We start from the raw sequence: 15,292 nt of genomic DNA, 5'->3' as shown, positions 1-15,292 counted from the left end.
CCCCACCGCCAGCGGGAACGCCTGTCCCTGCCGGGAGTGCGGGCCCCCGTGCTCACCCTCGAGTAAGGGGAACCCGCTCATGATCGAGGCATCAAACCTGCCCCGAACGCCATTTCGCCGACTTCACTCGTGTGAGTGACGCGCGGACCACAACGATCACCAGGGCCCTGGCCGAGACCGGCGCCCGGGTCTGCGTCATCGACTTCGACCCCCAGGGGCACCTGACCCGCCACCTGGGGCCGATACGCCACCACGATCACGGCACGTGGCTCGTCCAGTTCACCCGCCGGGTGCTCGTGGTCTGCCCGAGGTGCGGTGGCCGCGCGCTTCGCCCGGGTCAGCTTCACCAGCCGTGTGGTGGGTCTCGCTCGCACTCGCGGACAAGGCCCGTTCCGTCCAGCACGGCCACCGTCGGCTTGCAGGCCACAGGCCCGTACCGGGCTAACGAAAGGTGAGAGCAGATCAAGCGGGGTCAGTCGCCGAGGAACCACAGATACAGGTGAGTTCCCCGCGCGACGACCCGGCACAACTCTCGGGTCTGCTCCACCCAGTCACCGCCATATACGGCGGGGAGCCTGTCGAGTTCCGCCAGGAGCAGTGGCATCTGCCGCTGGTTGAAGACCGCATCCCCGTAGGGAGTCAGAGCCCAGAGCATCGGGAACTCCGCTGAGTCCAGATCCGCGAAGGCAGCGGTCCACGTCAGGCCGGCCTCGGCCCGAGCCACGAGGTTCCCAAGGTCCCCGCGTACCACCATATTGATCACCCGCGGAACCTACCGACTCCTGCTCGAACCGGCGATGGAATTTCCGGTCATGCCGCCTTGCCCCAGACGCTCGGCAGGGTGATCCGCCAGACGTGCCGAATGTCCTCACCGCGGTCGGAAGAACCCACCAGCTACTTCACGTCGGCCAGTGCTGTGCCGACGCCCCGGCTGTGGTGCTCGAGGGAGCCCGACTTTTGTCCGCGGACAAAAGTCGGGGCCCACCACGGCAAGATGCAGTAGGCCCCGTCCGGGTCGGTCAGAGGGTACGGATCCGTGTTGCCGCTGATGTATCCAGGTCAGGCTGACTCGTTTGAACAGCCCTACCCCGCGGGGTTCAGGTTGTGCCACTCGTGGCCGCACCCGTCGGAGCAGTAGCGCTCGCGGCGGCGTGCGTCCGAAATCGCCAGCACCGAGATCAGCAGTCGGAATGCCTTCCGGCGCTCGTCCAGGGGCGTCAGGCTGGCGATCTTCCCCAGCTGTTCGTTGATCCGGCCGCGTGAGATCAGAACCGCCGGCGTATGGGTCGGGCGAAGCCCGGAACGGCGGATGCTCTCCGGTACGTCTTCGACGTCGGCGCGAGCCTGGATGCAGTAGTGGGACAAGAGCCGCAGGGCTGCGGACTGCTCTTCGCCGTCAAGCCCATCGAACCACTGGATGCCGTGTGACATCGGCCGCCGCTCCTGAGCGAGCTCGTTGAACACCACGGCCCACGCGTTCATCGCACATCCCCCACTGGTCGGACGACAGGGCAGTCCTCAGCCGACGATGGCGTCGATTTCGACTTCGACGAGCCATGCGGGGTCGATGAAGCGGGACACCTCGACGAACGTGCAGACGGGACGGATCAAGGCGAACCGCTCGCCGTGCGCTCGCGCCGCATCCGTCCACTGCTCGATGTCGGTGAGCATGATGCGGGTGCGCACGACGTGCTTCAGGTCGGCTCCCGCGTCCTTCAGTGCGCGTTCGGCGATGTCGAGGCAGCGCACCGTCTGGGCGTAGACGTCGCCTGTCCCCACCGTGGCGCCGTCGTCGCCGATGGGTGCGGTCCCGGCAACGGCGACGTACTCGCCCATGCGAACGGCTCGGGAGAAGCCGATCTGCGGTTCGAGGGGGGACCCGGAGCTGATCATCTGCAGATCACGTGTCATGGCGTCATCCTTACAGAGCGACACCGGGGGGTCGCCCGACTTTTGTCCGCGGACAAAAGTCGGGGCCCACCGCGGCAAGATGCGGTGGGCCCCTCAGGGTTGGTCAGCGGCAGCGGATCAGCTGTTGTTCTCGAGCAGGAGCTTCGTCAGCTCCGCGCGCTGTTGCGCCGGCATGTTCAGGCGGATCGCGTCGAAGACGGCCTTCGGGTCGTGCCACGGAAGTCCGGCGTCGTCCGCTCCCCTGCCCTGCGGCGGGATCGCGCCTTCCGGCTCGGGCTCCGGGTCGGGTTCGTGAGCCGGTGCCGGAACCGGTGAAGCGGCCACAGGCTCCGGTGCCCTCGGCGCCCCCGGCAGGAAAGTTGCCGGGGGCACCGGGGCCGGTTCGACCGCCGGAGCGGGCGCCTCCGTAGCTACGGGAGGGCGGCTCTCGGGGGCCGGACTTTTGTCCGCGGACAAAAGTCGGGGCGGCTCCGGGTCCTGAGCAGCAGCCTCCGTGACTCCCCCGGGCTGGCTCGGCTCGAGCTGCACAGCTGCCGCAACGGGTTCCTGCGCGCCGCGCAGTATCTCCCGCTGCGCCGCCTTGACCTCGGCCTCCTGCTGCTTGCTCGTCTTGAGGAAGTCCAGCAGCTCAGCCGCGCCCACGCCCGGCCTGTCCTTGGCCGTACGGGCCAGGAGCCGCCCGTCCCGTTCGGGCAGCTCCCCCGAGCTCAGCATCCGCTGGATCTCGTCGGGCAGTTCCAGCAGCACCAGCTGGTTCGTCACCCACGACGGCGAGCGCCCCAGCCGCTCTGCGGCCCGGGACTTGGCGCCGTGCTCGCGGCCCTCCTCCGCGCAGGTGTCGACCAGCTGCTGCACACCGCGGGCGCGCTCGACCACGTCGAAGTCCTCGCGCTCGAGGTTCTCCGCGAGGAGGTGGTCGATGAAGTCCGTACGCGAGCCGGCGAGGTCGTCGCGTACGACGAAGTCCAGCGACTCGAGCCCCACGTGCAGCGCGCTGCGGAAACGTCGCTCGCCGTTGATGAGGACGTACGACGCGGTCCCGATCCGGGACTCGTGCTCGGGCCACAGCCGCAGGTATGCGCTCCGGCTGACCACGACGCACGCCGACAGCTGGGCCTGCCGCAGCTCTTCGCCGAAGCGCGCCATGTCTTCGTCGGTGCCGAAGTTGCGGCGCGGGTTGAGCGGGGTCGGCGAGACCTGATCCAGGAGGACCCGCAGGAGTTCGTATGCCGGCACGTCGCCCTGGGCGACGGCCTTGGCCCGCCCGCGCTCGCTCCGGCCGCCGCTGCGGCGGGCGTTGCTGAACGCCGCGCCGGTGCCGAGAAGGTCGCTCTTGCTCATGCCGCGATCCTCCGCGCGATCTCGCGCATTGCTTCCGACTGCTCGCAGTCGGGCGCGTAGTGCAGCAGGGGCAGCTTGACGCGGACGGCTTCGCGCTGCTCCTTCAGGTCTGAGATGACGGTGATGACGGGCGGGTCGCCGAACTCCTTCCAGCTGTTGAGGGAGGAGGTGACGACGTATCCCTTGCGGCTGTCGTAGAGGTTGACGACGAACCCGAGCTGCGCGATCTCGATGTCGAGGTCGTCGACGAGGTCCTCGAGCTGCTCGCTGAGCATGTCGTACGCGTCGGCGGATGTGTCCTCGGCCTGGACGGGGACGATGATCCCGGAGGTCTTCGGCACTTCGCCCTCACGGGTGCGTGCGTAGTAGAGCGCGGTGTCCATGGTGTAGCCGAGACTCGGAGGGCAGTCGACGACGATGTAGTCGAACTCCTTCTCCAGGTCCTCCAGGGCCTTCTCCAGCGCTGTTTCCTTCGTGCGGACGTGGCGGGTGGTGGCCAGCCGGGCGTCGAGGAGGAAGGCGTCCTTGCAGGACGGCAGGAGGAAGAGGCGGCCGGCGAACACGCCGTGCTCGATGGGTACGAGGAGTTCCCGGATGCGGACCTCGGTCTCGCCGAGCATGTGCTTGGCCAGGCTCGGCTCCTTGATGCCCAGCATCTCTGCGCCCAGGTGTCGGGTCAGGTGGCCCTGGGGGTCGAAGTCGATGACGCAGACGCGGGCGCCGGTCTCGGCGAGGGCCTGGGAGAGCCCGTTGCTGATGGCGCTCTTGCCGACGCCGCCCTTCTGGTTGCAGACCACGATCCGGCGGGCGCCCTCGTGGGACGGCCGGCGGCGCCCGGTGGGGGAGGGGTGGGTGTCGAGCCACAGCCGGATCGACTGGGCGACGCCCTGGTTGTAGGGCACCTCCCGCACCCGGCAGTCCTCCTTGAAGTCCCCGTAGAGCCCAGTGGGCAGGTACGTGGAGAACGACGCGGCACCGGAGGTGTCCACGGGGGACGCCGCGGAGGCATCGGCACGCCAGGCGTGGATGCCTTCGGTGACGGCGTCCTGGATGTCCACGCCCAACTGGGCTGCGCGGACCTTGAGTTCCTGCCGCAGGGGTGCGGGCAGCTTGGCGACTACCTTTTCCCTGACTTCCGGATCGTATGGAGCGGTCATGCGGGTACCTTACTAACCTTCCGACGGGAAGGCGAAGAGGCACACCAAAATATGTTGCCCTTGTTTGTAACGTGTTGCCCGAAGGATCACCGGCTACTTGTGCCTGCAGGATGACGGCGAGAGTCCGGACGGACTTCATGAGGACCCGTCATGCGGCCCCGATTACGCTCCGTCCATGACCAACGACCGCGGTTTCACCTGCTCGTGACGTGGAGCGCACCACCCGGAGCTCCCGAGGAGCTACTCCACAACTCGCCGTCGAACAGCGCACCGGCATCACTCTGGACCGTGTCCGCGAGATCGCAGAGACCGTGCTCCACCCGGCCCGTCGGCGCCGGCTCTCCGACGTACTACCCGGACCTTCGAGACCGACGGCTGGGCTGGAGCTGAAGAGTGTGCCCCGGCTGTCTGCTCTTGCACATTGGGCCGTTGAGATGACGCTTGACGCGTTTGCAGCAGCTTTGGAGCGACCGAAAGGCCGCGTGCGGCTCGCTGTGGGCCTCCCAGGGGAAGAAACGTCCCACCACACCGGGAGCATGGAGATCGGCGCTCAGAGGTGCCGTTCTGCGGGCCGATTTTCCACCGGTGTGCCGGATTTGCGGTCTCGCCCCTGGTCGGTAGCTCCTCAGCCCTGGCGGGCTTGCGGTGCCCCGCCGGGGTGGTGAGGCAGCATCGGCGACTGCGGGCGGGACGCGCGGCAAAGACTGGAAGCGTGGTTGAGGCCGTGGGTGGTGCGGGTGGCCACTGGTCGTGCTCGTTTGCCGCACCCCCCATTGGGGCTGACGTTCGGTGGTGCAGGTTGTGCGGGGGAGGTCCGTGGCTGGGTGCGGGGGAGGGGGGAGCACAAAAAGTACAGCTCCCGTGAAGTGAGGTGGGTGGGGCAGCGGTATCGGTAGGGGAGGAGCTGGGAGTCATCGGGCCTGTGGGTGCAGGGAGGGTGACGTGCGCGCTGTCATGGGGGCTCGGCAACGACAGGTCCGGTGCTAGCTGATGCCGGTGGGCACGTTGCTCTTTTAGTAAGAGGCCGCCGCCGTCGCAGGGCCTCTGACCTGCGGTTTTGCTCGAGGGTATGTGTCCCCCAGGACACATTTGGAGCTTTGAAATGTGTACCTGGCGAGCACATTTCGCTGAAAACTCAAGCACAGCTTGATTTTCGCGAGGCGCCAACGGGCCCTGGATCGCCGCAGGTCAGAGCCTCGGACAATGGCGAGCGCGGAGCCGTTGAGCACCGGCTGGGCACGCGCGGACCCTCTGAAATGTGCTGCCATCGCGACAACCGAAGTCAAGCAGCCGTGTACTTTCGGCGCTTGACGGCAAAATAACTTCACGTACCGTGTACTTTTGGCGTCCCGTTCGAACAGGCCTGGGATCAGAGGCATCTTCCGGCGCGTCGACGGCCCAAAAGACAAGCACACGTTGATTTTTTGGATAGTCTCGGACCGCCTGAGTAACAAGGAGGTCCTGTGACATCTGATCCGCCCGCACGTCGCCGACAGCGCGGGCCCCGACCTGTACCCGTCCCCACCGCCGCGGGGAACGACGCCGAGTACGGAGACATCCTGGCCGTCCTCGGCCAGCAGCTCGGGGAGAAGGTGGCCGACGCCGCCGACCCCAGCGGCCGACGTCGGCTCAAGGGCGTCCACTTCGAGTACGCCGCCGACCCGCGCTCCGTCCACGACATGGCCGGAGGCGCCGGCTACAGCCTGGCCAGCAACTGGTTCACGCAGCTGCTGGCACAGCTCGCCGTCGCGAACAGCATCACCAAGTCCCAGCTCTGTGTCTTCCTCTTCGTTGCCGGGGGGCAGGTGCCGGGGACCGGCATCACCCAGTACACGCAGCAGGAGATCACCGACGGGCTCAACAAGATTGCCGCACAGAAGGGCGGCAAGATGATCACGCGTTCCACGGTCAACCGTGCCGTCCAGGCGCTGTGCGACTACAACTGGGTGGAGAAGGCCGGCAACGGCCGGATCCAGATCAACGTGCGCCTCTGGTTCCACGGCAACAGCACGGCCCAGCACGAAGTGCTCGCCGAGATCGCGGACCGGCACGACCACGACACCGAGGTGTTCCCGTACGCGGTGGGACCGGAAGGCGCCCATCAGGAGGAGCTGGACCTCGACTTCGGGACCGAAGCCGACGTTCGCGGAAGGAGACGTACCGGGTGATAGTGCTGCCATGCCCCTGTACGGGCGACCGTTCTCGAGGAAGGCTGTCCCATGGCTAACGTCATGTCTCCGATCGTCGCGGAGCGCATCTGGGCCCTGCCGCTGTCAGGGTCTGCCGTCAAGTTCCTCCAGTACCTCGTCGCCCGCAGCGACTTCGGGGGCACACTGCCGGTCCGGCAGAAGGACATGGCGGCCGAGTACGGGGTCACCCCGCAGGCGGTCAGCGGGCTCATGGCGCCCCTGTGCGACCTGAACATCGTGCTCAGGCCGCGCAGCGAGGAACGCAACGGCAACTCCTACCGGCTCCACCCGCTCGCGGCGAAGTACGAGAGCCCCGAGGCGATGGAGGCGGCGTTTCGTGCAGCGCTCGTCCGAATCCAGGCGGGGGACCTGCCGAACCTGAAGTTGCCGACGTACCACCAGGCGCCGCCCACCCCGACGGGCCGCCCGAAGCTTCAGGTCGCCTGATCGCCTGACCTGGGCGGGAGCCGCACAAGACAGAAGGCCCTCCACCGTGGTGGAGGGCCTTCCGCGCCTGAGTAACTTGGTGCCTCCACTATATCCGCTGAGCCCCGGGTCGGGACAGTTGGATTGCGCCGTGCATGCCGACCGTGTCCCGACCGCCGGGTTCTGGCAGCCATACACTCCTCTCACCAGCGCTTACGTTCGAGGCTGCGCTTGAGAGCGGGGGATGCGGTGTCGGCGGGCGTGGAGATACAGAGGGTCTGGAGCCCGTCTGCCAGGGATCTCTGGGCGGGGCGACGTCCTCTGTGGTGGACCGGCGGCCCGACAGGAGAGCTTGTCGTTCTGCTCGTCCATCGGAAGTATCTGAGCCGAAGCCGCTACATCAAGGGATGGGTGGGTTGGGGACCGAAGATCCCGTTCGACGGGGTGCTTGTGCTTCGCCAGGCTGACGGATCGGTTCAACGCCGGCTGATCAAGGGCATCCCGGTCCGGCCCAGCCACATCGCCCTTCTCCCGGACTCCCGGCTCCTCATAGCGAGCGGTCGTACGCGCAAGGCAGACATGGGCTCGTGGCAGCCGAACGCCGTGGTGTTCTGCCTGGAGAGCGGCGAGCAGGAGGACACCTTCTGCATCGGCGACGACATCCCCGCTCTGGTGACCGATCGCGGGGGATCGATATGGACGGCGTACGGGGACGAGGGCATCTACGGAGGGCATCCGGAGTCCGCAGCCGGGCTGGCCGGTTGGAGTGCCGGAGGCCGGGCAACCTGGGCCCCGGAGGGTCGCCTTCCTGACGCGCCCCTGGAGGGCTGTACTGCCGCCACCGAAGGTGACCGAGTCTGGCTGATCTGGTACTCCGGCAGCTCGCGCGGCAGCACATTCCTCACGCGGATCACCCCCTCCACGGGGGAAGTGACCAGCTGGCCCAGCCCGGTGCGCAACCCGGACGGATTCGCCGTACGCGGCCACCAGGCAGTCCTCACCAGGCGCGATCACAACCAGAGGTCGACCGAGGTGGTCCGAGCCGAACTGGTCGGCGATACCTGGACGGTGACTGACCGACGCAAGGTCCGAATGCCGGGCCGGGTCGTCATGCGCTGCGGTCAGGGACGGGACGGCTCTCTGTGGCTTCGAGCAGGCGACACCTGGCTTCGTATCGAAGCCTCATAGCAGCACTCGAGGTTCCAGCGGACGGCCGTCGGTGACCGGCCGCCGGCGATCCACGGCCATCGCCAATGACGCGGCGCGACATGGCCCAGAGACGCGGGACCCTTCGATCCGCCGAACCTGCGCCATCGGTAGCCTGCGTCATCATGATGCGCGCTTGGATCTTGCCCATGTTGCTCGTGGTCTGCGGCTCCCTCGTTGCGACCACGCTGGTCGTCCGGGGGCTCCCCGGCGTAGCCGTTCTACTCCTGCTGATGTTCGTCGTGCTCGCTGGACTGCACTCGCCGCTGGCGTTCCCACGTTCGATCGGTGCGGCGGAGGCACAACGCCGCAGCGCGGTCGACGGCCGACCGATCGTCTACTGGCGGGCTGGCTGCAAGTACTGCTTGCGCTTGCGGATCCGGTTGGGCCCCAACGCCCGTCGGCTGCATTGGGTCGACATCTGGCGCGACCCGGCTGGGGCGACGGCCGTGAGGGCAGCCAATGACGGCGACGAGACCGTTCCCACGGTCGTGGTGGCGGGTCGGCCGCACATCAACCCCGACCCTGAATGGGTACGGGCCAAGCTTTCCCCGTCCACGTGACGGAGTGCGAACAGGAGCCGCTCACAGGCTACGGTTGCGTGCCTCGATCGGTACGAGGGTCTGCACCGTGCCGCCTCCCCTGTCGTCCTGGTCGTAGCTGCTGTTCCTGCTCGATTTGCCCGATCCGATCAGGGAGTTCTGGCTATTGCGGCTGGCACACGCCGCAGCTCCTTGAAGTGCAGGCTGCCGTGCCGTCGGCGTTGATCCGGGTCCCCAGACCCTCTCCTCCGAGCCGAGGCAGGTACCAGGTCAGGTGTCACCCGTGCGGCGAGCTGTATGCCGAAGGTCAAGACGGGTAGCCCTAGCCTGAACGCCGGGGTGTCGTGGAAGGCCCTCATCTGAATCGCCGAGGTTTGAAATGAGGAGTGCGCCGTCGGATCCTGAGCCATGAGGGTCTGTCGCGTCGGAACCAGGAATGGAAACCCGAATCGCCCACGTTGCGTAACCGGATTGCGTGGCCGGTATGTACCGGCAGCCCCGCCTCGAGAGATCTGACTCTGGCCAATGTCGAGAGCACCTCGAGCATCCTTGAACCCATGCCTGACCATTGGCTTTCGTTCGTGCGCAGTTGGCTGGCAAAACCCTCGTTTCAGGCCATGTCTTGGCCTCGCAGGTGGAACAAGATCTTCCGGGCCTACCCTTCGATTTCGTGCATGACTTCGGGGGACGGATGCGCACAGCTGAACGCTGCCCTCGACGTACCCGATCTGGGGGAGACGCAGTGAAGATCAGTCGTCAGCGCGTTGCCGGTGTGATGGCCGGTGTGACATTTCTGTGCACAGTCGGCATGTCACCAGCGCATGCCGAGGGCACCTTCGACACGTACCTCTCGAACTGGTTCGTGAGCAACGAATCCCGCCACTGGACAGACCGCAACTCCGACGGTGCCTGGACGGGCGTCTACTTCGAAGGCTGCTCCACCAATGCCGGCTTCAACCAGGCCGGGCTCATGCTCCGCAAGGCCGTCGACTGGCAGCCGGACCCGAGCAAGGGCTCGCGTACGAACTACTGCGGCTGGGTCGACTGGAACGACCCTGACGACGCCGGCCAGTACTACTTCGTGCTGGAGAGCCTCAGCAGTGGAAGCCGCCTGTGGGTCAACAAGGTGACGGTTGGTTTTTAAGGTCTACGGAACGCACCCCACGGCCGTGCGGAAGGGCTGGAGAGAGTCAGAGACCGCGCGCGGCTCCTTTCGTCAGGATGGAGAACGACGAAGTGTTATTCCAGCGCTTAGCCGGCCTTGTGACCGGCGTACTCCTGCTCGGTGTGGCGGGTGCCATCCCCGCACATGCAGAGTCCGGACGGGACTCCTACATCAACGGCTGGACCCTGCATAAGGAGTCGAGCCGTTGGTACGACAGCAATTCCGATGGTGCCTGGACGGGCGTCTACTTCGAGGGCTGCTCCACCGATGGCGGCTTCTCGAGCGCGGGACTGCACCTCTACAAGGATCTTTCCTGGAGCCCTGACGTGTCCAAGGGCTCGCGTACCAACTACTGCGGCTGGGTCGACTGGAACGACCCCGACGACGCAGGTCAGTACTACTTCGCCCTCGGGAGCCTGGCCAACGGCGAGGCGCTGTGGGTGAACACGGTGCGGATCGGCTGGTAGGACCGCCTCTCCCGGAAGCAGCAGCCGACTTCCACATGCGCGGCACGCAGGTCCGTGCCGTGTCGCTGCGGCGACCGGATTGCGCAAGGGCACGTGTCCGGCTCGGGCCCGGGCTACTGCGGCGGCTCAATCACTCCCCATCCACTTCCGGCGCTCCTTGGGGGTGCCCAAAACGAAGGGACAAGCATGGAGATCAATCGCCAGCGGATCGCCGCTCTGATGGCAGGTGTGGCACTGGTCGGCCTGGTCGGGGCAACCGCTGCCCAGGCTGAAGGTTCGCGTGAGAGCTACATAACCCAGTGGGCGCCCGGCAGGGAGTCCAGCCGCTGGACCGACAACAACAATGACGGTGCCTGGACGGGCGTCTACTTCCAGGGCTGCAGCACCGATTCGAGCATGGGCTACAACCGATCCGGCCTGCAGCTCTGGAAGCACCAGGACTTCCGCCCGGACATCAACAAGGGCTACCGCGTCAACTACTGCGGCTGGGTCGACTGGAATGACCCTGACGACGCCGGCCAGTACTACTTCCGGCTGGACAGTCTGCTCAACGGTGGCTACCTGTGGGTCGACTACGTGAAGATCGGCTGGTAGCACCACTTGTGAAAGACGGGTGTCCCGGCGGTCTCAGCGCCGGGACACCCAGCTCTCCATCGTCCCACGACATGCCGCCACTGATCGATCAGGGCGGCGGATTGCGCGCTGCAACATGGCTTTGGTATTCCATGACATCGCCTTCCGATATGGAAGGCAGTCGCTGGTGCTGACCGGTTTCACGCTGACGGTCGATGCTCCCGCGACCGTGCTCCTGGGCCCTAACGGGGCGGGTAAGTCCACCCTGATGGCCCTCGCCGCCTCTCAGCTCACACCAACAGCTGGAACGCTGAGCTTCAAGGCTCTGCGCCCCGACCGGCGCACGCGGTCTGCCTACCGCAAACGCGTCGCGTGGATTCCTCAGCACATCACGCCGATCCCCGGACTCACCGTGCGCGAGCAGGTCGCGTACACGGGCTGGCTCAAGGGCATGAGCCGAGCCTCTGCCTGGGAGGCCTCCGCCACAGCGATCGAACGAGTGGGTCTGGGCAAGCTCGCGGACCGCAGGAGCCATCAGGTCAGCGGCGGTCAACTGCGGCGCATCGGCATCGCCGGCGCCCTCACCCACCGCAGCGAGTTGATCCTCATGGACGAGCCAACCGCGGGACTCGACCCTCAGCAGCGGCAAGTGTTCCGCCAGCTGGTGGAGGAACTGTCCTCGACAGTGCATGTTCTGGTCTCGACCCACCAGACCGAGGACCTCGCGGACCTGTACGACCAAGTGATCGTTCTGGATCAGGGCGCTGTCCGCTTCCAGGGAACTCCCGAAGACTTCCACGCCCTCGCCCCTACCGCCGGGGGAAGCCGCGAACGAGCGGAAGCCGCCTACGCGCATCTCGTCGGGCACGAGGTCTGAATCATGCTGACACGCACCCTCATACGGTCGTCCTCCGCGACGGTCATGTTCTTCCTGCTCGCCGGATTCATCGCTTTCCTGCTCAACGACACGCTCACGAGCTTCGTGACCCACGGGTACGGCCCCTCTGCTCTCGGGAAAGCCTCCATGGCACTGCCATTCGCCGCGGCGGCATGCGCGGGCAGCGCGGCATGGGAAGCAGCCCGTCTCAAACGTGGCAGGGTCTTTCACCAGGCTCCCGTACGGGGCCGGCTGGGGATTGTCCTGCCCGTACTTCTGCCCGTCTGGCTGATGGGCGTCGCCGGTATGAGCGTGGCTCTGGTCATCTCTTCCGCTGCTGTCGGTGCGGTGCCTCCCCTCTCGCATCTGGGGATGCTCGTCGCGCTCGGCTTGCTACTGGCGGCCAACGTCCTTGGGGGATACCTTCTCGGCTCCGTCCTTCCCGCGCTGGCCGCCGCCCCTCTCGGACTCGTCGCAAGCTTCTTCCTGATGGCGTTTCCCGCCTCCTGGGAGAGTTCATGGCCGCGCCAGCTCGTCGCCGGAGGCTTCGGAAGCTGCTGCTCGGTCGGTAACGTAATCAACCCAACGGCTGTCTGGGTCGCCGTCATCTTCGCCGCAGCACTGTGTGCTGCGGCCCTGGCTGTGATCCACCGCACGTCCCTGGCCACAACGGCGCTGGCGCTCGTGCTGGTCGTCGGCTCCGCTGCCGTTGCCATCCCTCTCGCCAAGCCTCTGGGCTACGACCCTGTCGTTGCACGTGACACTTCCGAGCTGATCTGTGACGCGGAGGGAGAACCGCGGATTTGCCTGTGGCCGCAAAACGCCGACGACAAGGCGGCCATAAGGCAGACGCGTGCCTATGCGGCCCGCCTGAAGGAGGCCGGCTTGCTCGTTCCTGCCAACCTCACGCAGAACCGCAGCCCCAAGCCGGGCGAGATCACGTTCGGAATCAACGAGAGCCCCCGTCAGGAGGACCTGGCAGCCAACCTGGCAAACGCTGTCCTTCCCCCGCTTCCCGACTGCGCCCGCACCACGGGCAAGTTCGCCGCCTACCCTGCCCGCGCTCCCCTGATGGCTTGGCTCATGGCCATCGCCACCCAGTCCCCGCCCCGGCCCGGGGGGCGATTCAGGCCTGAGGAAGCGGCCCTCGCCCAGAAGGTGCTGCAGCAACCCCGCCACACACAGCTCGCGTGGTACGAAGCCAACCGTCAGGCCCTGACCACATGCGATCAGGCGCCGAGCCTCGACCCGACCGGAGCCGCACAGTGACGTGGTGGCTCCGCTCACGCGCCATTTCGGTGCTGGCCGCCGGCACCCTGCTGACGGCCCTCGCCAGCCTGGTCATCGGAAACGTCGAACTGCCCATACCCGTCCTGGTGGGCCAAGCCGGTACGTTCCTCCTGGCAGACCTCGTCACGGTCCTGCCCGCCGTCATGTGGCTGAATGGCACAGGGCGCGCCGCCACGCCCGCCGAGGCCACCGCCGTACGGCCCGTACACCGCTGGGACACCGGGCTCGCCGCCGGACTCGCCACCATCGCCCTTGCCATAACCGGTGTCGCGCATCTGCTGGGCCTCTCCGACATCGCCGTGGCGGTGGGACGTAACACTGCCGTCTACCTGGGCCTTGCCCTCCTCCTCAACCCACTCGTCGGCCAGCGCGTGGCAGCGCCGCTCACCGCAGTCTTTCCCTTGATCTGCGCGGCCGCGGGATGGCGCGCAGGCGGTGGAGCCGAACCCTGGGCGCTCATCCTGCACCGCTCGAATTCCCTGCCGGCACTGGTAGCCGCTGTGACCCTGTTTGCCGCGGGCTGCGCTCTCAGCTTCACGCGTCGACCGCCCCAGCACGGTGGCCGTTGGCCAACCGTCCTCCAGCGATGATCTCCGGCTACGGAAATCTTGAAATCCGGTTCGGCTGAGGTTGCCGCGGCGATGGACTCCTGGACCGCTACCTCCCGTTCGATGCGGGCGGTGGCGCGTTCCTCCTCGGCTGCGATTCGGCAGCGGCCCCGAGTCTGGACCGGGCGACCGCACGGGTTGCCGTGGACAGGGCATTTCAGTGCAGAGGCACCAGCTTCGGTGGCCGTCCGCGCCTCTCCCGGATTCACAGCGACGGCGCCATCGTTTGGCCGGCCGTGGTGGCGTGGATGCTGGGGGCCGGCCAGGACGGGTTTTACCTGGGCGACCGGCAAGAAGTCGACACTGGCGGACCGCATGGGGCGCTACGTCCAGGGCCTCGACCACACGGCCATTGGGGACGGCATGCTCGTCAAGAAGCTCACCGAAGTCATGACGATGCGCAGCCCGGCCCATGTCCTGGGCCGCCCCGGCATCCTGCTGGCAGCTGTCCTCGGGCCCCGCAGATCGCTGCTCGACGGCCCCGAACTGACCCCGAGGGAACGGGCGGTCCTGCACCGTCCGCCGTTGCGCGCGGCGAAGGCGGAGGCAGTGACACCGGGCGACTGACCAGGGGCTCCGGACGGCACGTACCGGCCGGTGGTGCACACGGGCTTCGCCGCACCCGAGGCGGTACCAGCGAGAGGACCGACTTGGTGCGAGGCCGCCGGAACGATCCAGCTGAAAGTGGAGTAACCGCCCAAGGTACGGTTCCCCCTAGGCCGCTGACCAGCACGTGTGGGGATGACGATCATGGGATTGACCGGGGAGATAGCAGCCGTCCGGGATGGCAGAGGTGATCCGGCGCGGCTGGTGGGGGAGTTCCGCCGGGCCGTGCTGCTCGTGCCGCTCGCCGTCCGTGCTGATGGTTCCGGTGAGTCCGAGGGTTCTCATGGTGGCCTGATGTCCGCGGTCAAGGATGGCATCCGTTGGCTGTACGCGTTCACCGATGAGGAGGCGTTGGCGCGGTTCGCCGAGGCGCGTGGCGCGGCTGGCCGGGAGTGGGAGTACCTGGCGATTCTGGGTGCCCGTCTCGTCGATGCAGTCGTTCCGATGGCTGACGGGCCGACCGGTGTGGTCGTCAACGTCGCCGACGCGGACGGTGCGATGTTCTTCCCGCCGGTCACCGGGATCGTCCCCGATGCCTACGCCGTCGACGCCGTGGACGCGGCCTGATGGCCGGCGACGGGGACCTGGAGGTCTCGCCTGCTGCGGTCGCTGCCATCCAGAAGGGTCTGCGAGCGGCCATCGCCGAGCTGCGCGAGTCCGGTGCGGACGCGGCTGGTGCCTCGATGGGCTCCGGGTTCAGCGATCTGTCGATGACCGGCATGGAGGCCGGGCATGCGGGGCTTTCGACCGACTTCGAGGACTTCTGCGAGCGCTGGGAGTGGGGCGTGCGCTCCCTGATCCAGGACGCGTCCACCCTGGCCGGGAACCTCGGTATCGCCGCGGGCACCGTGTGGGAGGAGGAGCAGTACATCGGCGGCGCCTTCAAGGTCGCGGCGAACGCGGCGTACGGCAACCCCCACGCCAGCGAGGACGA

17 protein-coding genes and 1 pseudogene are annotated in these 15,292 nt (G+C 67.1%); 13 read left to right on the top strand and 5 right to left on the bottom strand.

Translation table 11 applies throughout. The annotated features are described in order from the left end of the window. Nucleotides 1–472: 472 nt before the first annotated feature. The 5 genes from ACZ49B_RS24035 to ACZ49B_RS24015 form a co-directional block, all read right to left on the bottom strand. Complete coding sequence (locus ACZ49B_RS24035) at nt 473–754, bottom strand: hypothetical protein (protein WP_468309583.1); 282 nt, start codon at nt 752–754, stop codon at nt 473–475. 329 nt (nt 755–1,083) lie between these two features. Further along, the gene (locus ACZ49B_RS24030) at nt 1,084–1,482 is read right to left on the bottom strand and encodes a DUF5958 family protein (RefSeq protein WP_468309320.1); all 399 of its coding nucleotides are present in this window, start codon (nt 1,480–1,482) and stop codon (nt 1,084–1,086) included. Between the two features lie 36 nt (nt 1,483–1,518). Next, nucleotides 1,519–1,911: a RidA family protein gene (locus tag ACZ49B_RS24025; RefSeq protein ID WP_468309317.1), complete on the bottom strand. Its 393-nt coding sequence runs from the start codon at nt 1,909–1,911 to the stop codon at nt 1,519–1,521. A 117-nt stretch (nt 1,912–2,028) separates the two neighbouring features. Further along, entirely contained in the window at nt 2,029–3,252 is a 1,224-nt protein-coding gene (locus ACZ49B_RS24020) for a ParB/RepB/Spo0J family partition protein (protein ID WP_468309314.1), read from the bottom strand. Continuing rightward, nucleotides 3,249–4,409 (bottom strand): ParA family protein, encoded by a 1,161-nt coding sequence (locus ACZ49B_RS24015; RefSeq protein ID WP_468309311.1) that lies wholly within the window; start codon nt 4,407–4,409, stop codon nt 3,249–3,251. Before ACZ49B_RS24015 ends, ACZ49B_RS24020 begins: the two co-directional genes overlap by 4 nt. Nucleotides 4,410–5,872: 1,463 nt before the next feature. Between ACZ49B_RS24015 and ACZ49B_RS24010 the strand changes: the two genes are divergently transcribed. From ACZ49B_RS24010 to ACZ49B_RS23950, 13 genes and pseudogenes are all read left to right on the top strand, one after another. Then, nucleotides 5,873–6,577 (top strand): hypothetical protein, encoded by a 705-nt coding sequence (locus ACZ49B_RS24010; protein ID WP_466529370.1) that lies wholly within the window; start codon nt 5,873–5,875, stop codon nt 6,575–6,577. Nucleotides 6,578–6,628: 51 nt separating this feature from the next. Then, nucleotides 6,629–7,045 (top strand): hypothetical protein, encoded by a 417-nt coding sequence (locus ACZ49B_RS24005; protein WP_466529373.1) that lies wholly within the window; start codon nt 6,629–6,631, stop codon nt 7,043–7,045. Nucleotides 7,046–7,285: 240 nt separating this feature from the next. Continuing rightward, nucleotides 7,286–8,212: a hypothetical protein gene (locus tag ACZ49B_RS24000; protein WP_468309308.1), complete on the top strand. Its 927-nt coding sequence runs from the start codon at nt 7,286–7,288 to the stop codon at nt 8,210–8,212. A 143-nt stretch (nt 8,213–8,355) separates the two neighbouring features. Further along, nucleotides 8,356–8,793, top strand: coding sequence for a thioredoxin domain-containing protein (locus tag ACZ49B_RS23995; RefSeq protein ID WP_468309305.1), 438 nt, complete (start codon nt 8,356–8,358; stop codon nt 8,791–8,793). A 787-nt stretch (nt 8,794–9,580) separates the two neighbouring features. Next, the gene (locus ACZ49B_RS23990; RefSeq protein WP_468309302.1) at nt 9,581–9,916 is read left to right on the top strand and encodes a hypothetical protein; all 336 of its coding nucleotides are present in this window, start codon (nt 9,581–9,583) and stop codon (nt 9,914–9,916) included. Between the two features lie 119 nt (nt 9,917–10,035). Beyond that, nucleotides 10,036–10,404, top strand: coding sequence for a hypothetical protein (locus ACZ49B_RS23985; RefSeq protein WP_468309299.1), 369 nt, complete (start codon nt 10,036–10,038; stop codon nt 10,402–10,404). A 186-nt stretch (nt 10,405–10,590) separates the two neighbouring features. Then, nucleotides 10,591–10,998, top strand: coding sequence for a hypothetical protein (locus tag ACZ49B_RS23980; RefSeq protein WP_468309296.1), 408 nt, complete (start codon nt 10,591–10,593; stop codon nt 10,996–10,998). A gap of 115 nt (nt 10,999–11,113) precedes the next feature. Continuing rightward, nucleotides 11,114–11,854, top strand: coding sequence for an ATP-binding cassette domain-containing protein (locus tag ACZ49B_RS23975; RefSeq protein WP_468309294.1), 741 nt, complete (start codon nt 11,114–11,116; stop codon nt 11,852–11,854). A gap of 3 nt (nt 11,855–11,857) precedes the next feature. Then, nucleotides 11,858–13,123 (top strand): DUF7224 domain-containing protein, encoded by a 1,266-nt coding sequence (locus ACZ49B_RS23970; RefSeq protein WP_468309292.1) that lies wholly within the window; start codon nt 11,858–11,860, stop codon nt 13,121–13,123. After that, entirely contained in the window at nt 13,120–13,734 is a 615-nt protein-coding gene (locus tag ACZ49B_RS23965) for a hypothetical protein (RefSeq protein WP_468309289.1), read from the top strand. The genes ACZ49B_RS23970 and ACZ49B_RS23965 overlap by 4 nt, the downstream gene beginning before the upstream one ends. Before the next feature lie 333 nt (nt 13,735–14,067). Beyond that, nucleotides 14,068–14,319, top strand: coding sequence for a hypothetical protein (locus tag ACZ49B_RS23960; protein WP_468309286.1), 252 nt, complete (start codon nt 14,068–14,070; stop codon nt 14,317–14,319). A 183-nt stretch (nt 14,320–14,502) separates the two neighbouring features. Then, a complete protein-coding gene (locus tag ACZ49B_RS23955; protein WP_468309580.1) occupies nt 14,503–14,925 on the top strand; it encodes an SseB family protein in 423 nt (140 codons plus the stop codon). Beyond that, nucleotides 14,925–15,292, top strand: a pseudogene (locus ACZ49B_RS23950) (hypothetical protein); the annotation flags it as partial. The gene ACZ49B_RS23955 and the pseudogene ACZ49B_RS23950, both read left to right, overlap by 1 nt.

It is taken from the genome of Streptomyces sp. NPDC031132, assembly GCF_055570595.1.
This window is presented reverse-complemented; position numbering and strand designations above follow the sequence as displayed.